Genomic DNA, 7,830 nt, shown 5'->3' on the forward strand with positions numbered 1-7,830 from the left:
GGAGTTGGGCGGAGCAGGGAGCCCTGCCCGGTGCGGTGACCACACGCGGGCGGGGCTGTGGTTCACCCGTCCGGCCGCTGGACCCAGACGACCGGGCGGGCAGGGGCGGGCTGTTGGGGCACCGCGCGGGAAAGGGCGAGTGCCACGATCCCCATGACGATCAAGAAGGCTCCCAGCACGGCCACAGACGCCTCAACCGCACCGCGCCGCTAGTCCCTCACTTCGCCGTCGCAGGCTTCGTAAAGGTGGTGACGTCCTCCTCCGTGTGCTTCTTGAACTTCGTGTGTCCCTTCTCGTCTGCGTGGGCGCGAATCCACGCGTTCGCCGGCAGGGGACTGTCCCAGCCGGAGGAGCAGGCGTCGCACATCTCGCCGCCGTCCTGTTCGGTGACGCACTCGGCGAAGTGCTTCCGGATGCCGGTGATCTGAATTTCCATGCGCGTCGGCACGGGGGCGGGGGTTGCCATGGTCGTACCTTCGGGCCAGGGGAGGTTGAGGGCAGCGTCGTCGCCGCTGGTGCGCATACGGAGCACACCGTCGTGCCCGCGTGAGCGCATGAGCCGGGTGAGGTGTTCCCGGCCGGGGCCAGGGGTGCGTTGGGTCAATTGGGGTCACCGTTTCTGGGGGTGCGTCGGTAGACGAGCAGGCCGCGAAGTCCGCCAAGCGGGGTGAGCGGGAGCGCGCAAGCCGTGTCATCAGCGGTCTTTGAGCGGTCGGCCGCGCAGATGTACGGCCGGACAAGTACACCGTCCAGCTCCGGCAACTCCGCACCGCGGATCATGGTGTGCTCCGGTGGGGGTGCTCCAGAATGATCTGGTTGGCGTCGGCGACTGCCATGGCGTGACCGTCGCGCCGGGCCTGCGCTCGAACCCGTTCCGCCGCAACGCATACGCGGCAGCCGGGATGCACCATCGACTCCAGGGTCACTATGGGGGTAGCACCTTCGGCCGGCTCGGGCTGATCAGCACCACTGCGGAGCGGCGGGGGCGGACGCATGTTCAAGTTCACTCCTGTCTGTAGCGTTTGCTTGACCAGCCAACTGCCCTACGGACAGCGGGGGTACCGTTGGCGCGGGGGCGCGTGTTTAAAGCCTTTAAACCGGGAGTTGAGCATGGCCGAGCGGACAGGAAACACCGGGTTGCGCAGGCTGTTCACGGAGAGCGCTTGGACTTTCGATCAGTGCGCGCGAGCTGTGAATCGCGTGGGCACCGAGAGGGGAACGCCCCTGCGATACAACGGCAGTGCTGTGCATCATTGGCTCGGTGGCACGATGCCGCGGGAGTCGGTCCGCTCCCTCATCGTCGAAGCGTTCGCTCGTCGGCTGAACCGCCCCATCACGCGAGGGGAAGCGGGCTTCCCCGATCCAGTCGATCAATCATCCGAGCCGACGAATACGGTGCAAGGGCTGATCGAGTTGGGGAGGATGGACGTGGACCCGTCGCGTCGTGGTGTGCTCGGCGCCGGTCTTTTCTCCGTCGCGTTGACGGTTCCTGGGTGGCCTGACGTTGTTGCCAGGGCCGAAGGTATACAGACTGGGAAAACGGCACGAATCGGCATGGCTGACGTTCAGATGGTCGTTGCCATGACAGAACGTGTATCAGACCTGGATGATGAGTTCGGGGGACGTTATGCGCGCCCCATGGCAGCGAGTTTTCTGATCAACACTGTTGCCCCTGCGCTGAGTGCAGACGGATCGGAAGAAGTCCGGGCAGCGATGCGATCCGCCGCGTCTGACCTGTGCTACCTAACTGGCTACATGGCCGTAGATGAAGGGGAGCACCATCTCGCACAGCAGTACTACGTCAAGGCACTCGAACTCGCGGGGGCGGCAAGGGATCATCTCACGTACTGCACCACCCTGCGCGGTATGAGCGTCCAAGCCGTTGATCTCGGGCACGGAGCGGAAGCCTTGCGGCTCGCCGATGCCGCTGCCGCCGCATCCCCTCAAGCGGGACCACGGATGCGCGCCTTCCTGGCGGGGCAGCAGGCACATGCGTATGCGCAAACGGGTAATCGGCACGCCGCACTGTCGTACATGAAGGAAGCCGAAGTTGCCATGGAGAAAGCAGAGTCTCGCGCAACGACTTTCGCTTCCTACAACCCATCATCGTTGCTCTACCACGTCGGCCAAGTCACATACGAACTAGGGGATGTGCGCGGTTCCATCGTTGCTCTAGGCGAGTCTGACGCAGCTCGCCATCGATCATTCCAGCGCAACCGCTCCCGGTTCTTGTCCATTATGGCCGAACGGCAGCTGGAGATCGGGCACCTAGAGGCAGCGTGCGAGACGTGGGGCAAGGTGCTGGACATTTACCCTCATGTGCGGTCAGGTCAGTGCGACCACCGAATCGCGGTGATGCGAGAGAAAATCCGCCCATACCTCAAGAACCGTCTGGCTCATGCGCTTTACGAGAGAGCCAAGGCGGCAAAACCTCTAGCCATTTGAGGCCCGCCGGAGTTGCTGGGTTCTGAGCTGCCCTGCCACTCGGCCATGGAGCGGCGGGGCTCACTCACGCCTTACGTGGGCCGCGCACCAGAGCCGACAGGCCCAATCCCGCACCCGTCAACGGAAGCGGGCGCGAGGCTTTGTTCAGTCCATCAGCCGTTCAACACGCCAGTGTGGCGAGCGGCAGCCTTGCCCCCGAACACCCCGACGCCGCAGTAGAACTCAACCCGCGTGCGGAGCGCGGGCTGGGACCTGAGCTGTCCAAGATCGTCCACTTGAACGCCGCCGTTGATAAGCCCGGTGACGGCCCGGTCCATTCGTATCCGCCGAACCTTACCGCGAACATCTCCGAGCCGTTTCGCGGTCGGCGTGAGGATGTCCGCTCGCATATTCGTCTGCCCGGCATCCAGAATCGGAAATCCGTGGGTGCCGAGTGATCTCCTTTTGAGCCAGATCCTCCCGAAGCTGGGTCAAACTCGGCTCGTCCAGTTCGCCCGGCATACCAGTACCTGACCTCGGCCGACCGGCCCGCGAGTCCCGCCCTCCCCGCCGCGGGGGCAGCGGGGCTCCTCCGTGTCCTGGCGTCCGTACCGCCATGTGACGCCTCACACCCGCACCCGCCACCGTGCCGGGGAATAGCCGCCACCCCCGGAAGGTTGTCCGCGACTGTCCCCTTTCGTACTGATCAACTGAGGAAACACCTGACATGCGCGTCGAGATCTGGGCGGATATCGCCTGCCCCTGGTGCTACATCGGCAAGGCCCGCTTCGAGAAGGGTCTGGACGGGTTCGCGCACCGGGGCGAGGTGGAGATCGTCCACCGGTCCTTCGAGCTCGACCCGGAGGCGGCTCCGGCGGCGGGCACGCCGGTGCTGGAGATGCTCGCGCAGAAGTACGGCGTGTCGCGGGAGCAGGCCGAGGCCATGGAGGCGCGGGTCGCCGAGGCGGCCGCGGGGGAAGGGCTCGGGTACCGGTCCGACCGGATTCACGGGAACACCTTCGACCTGCACCGGCTGCTGCACCTGGCCAAGGAGCGGGGTGCCCAGGACGCGCTGCTCGGCGCGCTGTACCGGGCCAATTTCGCGGAGGCGCGGGCGCTGGGGGACGGGGACGTGCTGACCGAGGTGGCGGTGGCCGCCGGGTTGGACGAGGAAGACGTGCGCCGGGTGCTGGCGGACCGGGACGCCTACGCGGAGGCGGTGCGGGCCGACGAGCGGGAGGCGGCGGAGCTGGGCGCGCGGAGTGTGCCGTTCTTCGTCATCGACCGGCGGTACGGGATCTCCGGCGGGCAGCCCGCCGAGGTGTTCCGGCAGGCGTTGGAGCGGGCGTGGGAAGAGGGTGCCGCACTCGCGCCGGGCGGAGACGGCGGTGAGGCGGCCGCGCCGGGGTGCGAGGGGGACGTGTGCCGGCCCGGTACGGGTACGGGGTCGGGGCACTGATCCCGGCGGGCCCCGGTACGGACAAATGATCCCTGCGGGCCCCGGCGCAGCGGCACCGCGCTGAGCTGCGCCGATAAGAGCCGCTTGGCGCCGTGCAAACGGAATTCGCGATGGACGGCGGGCGGCCGGGCGGCCACAGTGGGGACATGCAGCGCATCGAGCCACTCGGTGGGGACGAATTCGCGCCCCTGACGACATTTCTGAACACCGCGGGCAGCGGCCTGCTCCCGGCCCGTTCGGCCGCCGCCCTGCGTGCGGCCGTCGAGGAGTCCGTCTCCTACGGGACCATGGGCCAGGACTATTTCGGACCGGCGGACGCCTCCCGGGCCGCCTTCGCCCGGCTGATGGACGTGGCGCCGGAGCGGGTCGCGATCGGCGGGGCGGTCGCGGTGCACGCCGCGCTGATCGCCGGTTCGCTCCCGAGCGGGGCCGAAGTGCTGGTGCCCGAAGGGGAGTTCAGTTCGCTGGTCAACCCGTTCGCGGCCCGGTCCGGGATCAAGCTCCGTACCGCGCCGCTCGCCGAGCTGGCCGACGCCGTACGGCCCGGTACGGCGCTCGTCGCCTTCAGTGCCGTGCAGGCGCTGGACGGGCGGATCGCTGACATCCAGGCGGTACGGGCCGCTGCCGCGGCTCACGGAGCGCGCACCCTCCTGGACGCCACGCAAGCCGCGGGCTGGCTGCCGCTGCGGGGCGGTGACTTCGACTACGTGGTGTGCGGAGCGTTCAAGTGGCTGCTGTGTCCGCGTGGCGCCTCCTTCCTGGTGTGCGGGGACGACGGGCTGGAAGCGCTGCACGCCGGGTGGGTGGCCGGCGCGGACCCGTACGAGTCCAACTACGGGCCGATCCGGGAACCGGCGCCCGGCGCGCGCCGCTACGACGAACCGCACGCCCACTACTCGTACGTGGCCGCCGCGCAGTCCCTCGCCCTGCTGAACGAGATCGGCGTCGAGACCGTGTACGCGCACAACACCGCGCTCGCCGACCGGTACCGCGAGGGGATCGCGGCGCTCGGCCACACCCCGCTGCCCGCGCCCGGCTCGGCGATCGTGTCCGTGCCGGGGCTCGCCGACGCGGCGGACCGGCTGGCGGCGGCGGGCGTACGGATCGCCGTGCGCGCGGGCAGCCTCCGGGCCGCCTTTCATCTCTACAACTCGTCGGATGACGTGGACCGGTTGCTGGAGGTGGTGGGGGAGGGGCGGCGGTAGCAGGGGCGGCGCCCCTGACCGTCAGACCTCGCCGCGCACCATCCGGATCAGACGGTCCAGCACCACGCCGCCGCCCGCGTGCAGCCCGTCGTGCTCCCACTCGTTGGTCACCCAGGTCCGCAGCCCGCGGATCCCCCGCGCGGTCTCCAGGGAGTGGGCGGTGTCGACGTACATGTCGTCGGCGTAGACGGCGGCCACGGCCGGGACCCCGTTGGCCGCGAGGCGGTCGGCGTCGTACAGATCGGGCCAGTCGGTGCGTTCGGCCAGCGCCTGCGCCGTCTCCTTGAGGGGGCGCAGCGACGGGTCGGTGTCGAAGAGCCAGGGATGGACCGTCTCGCCGGTGAAGTGGACGGGCCGTCCGCCGTCCAGCGCCGTGCCGACGTCGAACTCGGGGAACTCGGCGCGGACGCGCTCGGCGGCCCAGCCGGTGCCCCCGGACGCCACCGACCGCTGGGCGTAGATCGCTTCGTGCAGGACGGCGAACAGCGGGGCGGCGGTGAAGGAGAGGTGGCCCTGCACGGCCTGGAGGAAGGATTCCGCCAGTTCGGGGCCGGCGGGGCCGGTCACCCACGCGTCCTCGATCAGGTAGTGCAGGACGTACGAGCCGGTGCCGGTCCCCAGCATCCGGCCGAGCCCCTGGAACGCCTCCGCCGTCAGCAGCCCGCCGCCGGGCAGCCGCGCCGGGTGTTCCCGCAGGTGCGCGGCGATACGGCGGACGCGCTCGACGTCCTGCGGGTAGCGCGCGTAGTGCGCGGCGTTCTTGCGGGCCACCCTCGGGTACGCGGCCCGGTAGACGTCCTCGGCCGTGGCCCGCAGCCCCGGCAGACCGCCGGTGATCATGACCTCGCGCAGGCCCTCGGGCGCGTACGAGAGATAGGTCGTGGCGCAGAAGCCGCCGAAGCTCTGCCCCAGGACGCTCCACCGCGCGTCGGAGCCGGCCAGTTCGCGGCGGAACAGCTCGGCGTCCCGCACGATCGCGTCGGCGCGGAAACGCGCCAGATAATCGGCCTGTTCACGCGGGCCGCCGCGCAGCGGCAGGGTCTGCCGGTTGGCCGGCGTGGAACGGCCGGTGCCCCGCTGGTCCAGCAGCAGCACCCGGTAGTGGTCCAGCGCGCTCGTCAGCCAGGAGGTCCGGCCCGGCGGACGCGGCGACGCGTAGCCGGGGCCGCCCTGGAGGTAGACCAGCCAGGGCAGTTCCTCGTGCTCCCGGCCGGGCGCCACGGCTTCGCGCCCGTACACCGTCAGCCGCTCACCGTCCGGCACGGCGTGGTCCAGCGGCACGTCCAGGAAGTGGTCGGTCAGTACGACACCGGGCAGCCGGTCGGTCCTCATGATTGCTCCTTGGTCCTCTTCGGCCCCGCACCCCTTCGGAGCCCCCCGGATCGTGCGGCACCCACCGGCCGCCGCGCAATTCGGCCGGACGGACGGCTACCGCGGAGGAAGGCGAAAGGCTAGGAATGTCACCACACACTCACGAGGTGGTGCCGGTGGACGGGACAACCAGGTACCCGCCGCGCGACCGGGAGCTGCACCGGCGGCTGGTGTACGGGGACGAATCCGCGCTGGGCGAGGCGTACGACGCCTACAGCGCGCTGGTCAGGGCGGTGGCCCGGCGGGTGACCGGCAGTACGGCGGTCGCCGGCGAGGTCACGCAGCGCGTCTTCATCGATCTGTGGACGTGCCCGTACGCCTTCGAACCCGGCCACGGCTCGCTGCGCGCCTGGCTGAGCATCCGCGGCCACCACGGCGCGGTGGCCCGGGCCCGGGAGGCGGAGGCGGAGCGCGCGGCGTGCGGTACGGAAGGGGAGGAGGCGGCGCCCGAGACCGTCGAGGAGGCGCGGGTGGCACTGCACACCGCGCTCACCGAACTGCCCCTGCCGGAACGGGAGGCGCTGCACCTGGCATGCTTCGCCGGGCGTACGTACCGGCAGGTCGCGGTGGAACTGGGCATCGCGGAGACGGCGGCCGTCGCCCGGCTGCGGAACGCCCTGAGCGCGCTGGCCGACCGGCTCGCCGGGCCGTCGGCCGGCCCCGGCAGCCCGGCCGACGAGGCGCGGGACGAGTGCTGATACAGGCTCTGAATGCCGGGCGGCGGCCGCGGGCAGCAAGGGAAACGACAGGCGGGCGCGCGGCCCGGCCGGGCGGTGGAACAGCGAGAAGGGGTGTGTGATGGGCGCGGGAGGCAGGAATGGGCGGGGTGGGTCGGGTGGTTCGGGGGGCGGTCCGGGGGGTGCGGACGGTCCGGGCGGTGCGGATGGTCCGGGTGGTACGGGAGGTGCCGGGGGGACGGGCGGCATGGGTGGTCCGGGAGGTACCGGAGAGCCGGGCGACATGGGTGGTACGGGCGGCGCGAGCGGTCCGGGTGGAGCTGGTGCTTCGGGTGGGACGGGTGGTTCGGGTGGGACGGGTGGTTCTGGCGGGAGCGGAGGGTCGGACGCCCCCGGGAACCCCGCCGGTCCGGACGGCCTCGGTGAGCCCGGCGGCGCGGACGGCCCGTCTGCCGTGCACGAGGAGGTCAGCGCGCTGCTCGCGGCGTGGGCGCTCGGCGCCGACATGCCGGGCGACGACGCGCGGGTCCGCGACCACCTGCACGACTGCGCCCCCTGCGCGGCCGAAGCGCGGCGGCTGCGGGAGACCGCGCGGCTGCTGGACGAACCGGCGCCCGGCGGCACGGGCCGCGGCGCCGGGCGCAAGGCGAACGCGGGCCTGGCGCGCGGGCGGCTGATGGCCGCGGCCCGTGCC

At 70.8% G+C, this 7,830-nt stretch carries 8 protein-coding genes; 6 read left to right on the plus strand and 2 right to left on the minus strand.

Translation table 11 applies throughout. The features are described from left to right. Positions 1 to 217 precede the first annotated feature (217 nt). On the minus strand, positions 218 to 523 hold the full coding sequence (locus JXZ78_RS30760; protein WP_238783472.1) for a hypothetical protein: 306 nt from the start codon (positions 521 to 523) through the stop codon (positions 218 to 220). 587 nt (positions 524 to 1,110) lie between these two features. On the opposite strand from JXZ78_RS30760, the gene JXZ78_RS30765 reads away from it, so the two are divergent. The 4 genes from JXZ78_RS30765 (at position 1,111) to JXZ78_RS30780 (ending at position 5,088) form a co-directional block, all read left to right on the plus strand. Beyond that, positions 1,111 to 2,445: an NsdA family TPR-like regulatory protein gene (locus JXZ78_RS30765; RefSeq protein WP_078624382.1), complete on the plus strand. Its 1,335-nt coding sequence runs from the start codon at positions 1,111 to 1,113 to the stop codon at positions 2,443 to 2,445. A gap of 173 nt (positions 2,446 to 2,618) precedes the next feature. Continuing rightward, entirely contained in the window at positions 2,619 to 2,882 is a 264-nt protein-coding gene (locus JXZ78_RS30770) for a hypothetical protein (RefSeq protein WP_157851632.1), read from the plus strand. A 269-nt stretch (positions 2,883 to 3,151) separates the two neighbouring features. Further along, positions 3,152 to 3,883 carry a DsbA family oxidoreductase gene (locus tag JXZ78_RS30775; protein WP_030021315.1) on the plus strand — a complete coding sequence of 244 codons (732 nt, stop codon included), beginning with the start codon at positions 3,152 to 3,154 and terminating at the stop codon, positions 3,881 to 3,883. A 146-nt stretch (positions 3,884 to 4,029) separates the two neighbouring features. After that, complete coding sequence (locus JXZ78_RS30780) at positions 4,030 to 5,088, plus strand: aminotransferase class V-fold PLP-dependent enzyme (protein ID WP_238783473.1); 1,059 nt, start codon at positions 4,030 to 4,032, stop codon at positions 5,086 to 5,088. Between the two features lie 21 nt (positions 5,089 to 5,109). Here the strand turns inward: JXZ78_RS30780 and JXZ78_RS30785 are convergent, their stop codons facing one another. After that, positions 5,110 to 6,420: an alpha/beta fold hydrolase gene (locus JXZ78_RS30785; RefSeq protein ID WP_238783474.1), complete on the minus strand. Its 1,311-nt coding sequence runs from the start codon at positions 6,418 to 6,420 to the stop codon at positions 5,110 to 5,112. Positions 6,421 to 6,545: 125 nt separating this feature from the next. Between JXZ78_RS30785 and JXZ78_RS30790 the strand changes: the two genes are divergently transcribed. Both JXZ78_RS30790 and JXZ78_RS30800 read left to right on the plus strand, forming a co-directional pair. Next, entirely contained in the window at positions 6,546 to 7,157 is a 612-nt protein-coding gene (locus JXZ78_RS30790) for an RNA polymerase sigma factor (protein ID WP_030021318.1), read from the plus strand. 433 nt (positions 7,158 to 7,590) lie between these two features. Beyond that, positions 7,591 to 7,830 (plus strand): zf-HC2 domain-containing protein (locus tag JXZ78_RS30800; protein WP_238783475.1); only part of this gene is annotated, 240 nt, incomplete at its 3' end.

It is taken from the genome of Streptomyces monomycini (genome assembly GCF_022271435.1).
GTDB classification, from domain to species: Bacteria; Actinomycetota; Actinomycetes; order Streptomycetales; family Streptomycetaceae; genus Streptomyces; species Streptomyces monomycini.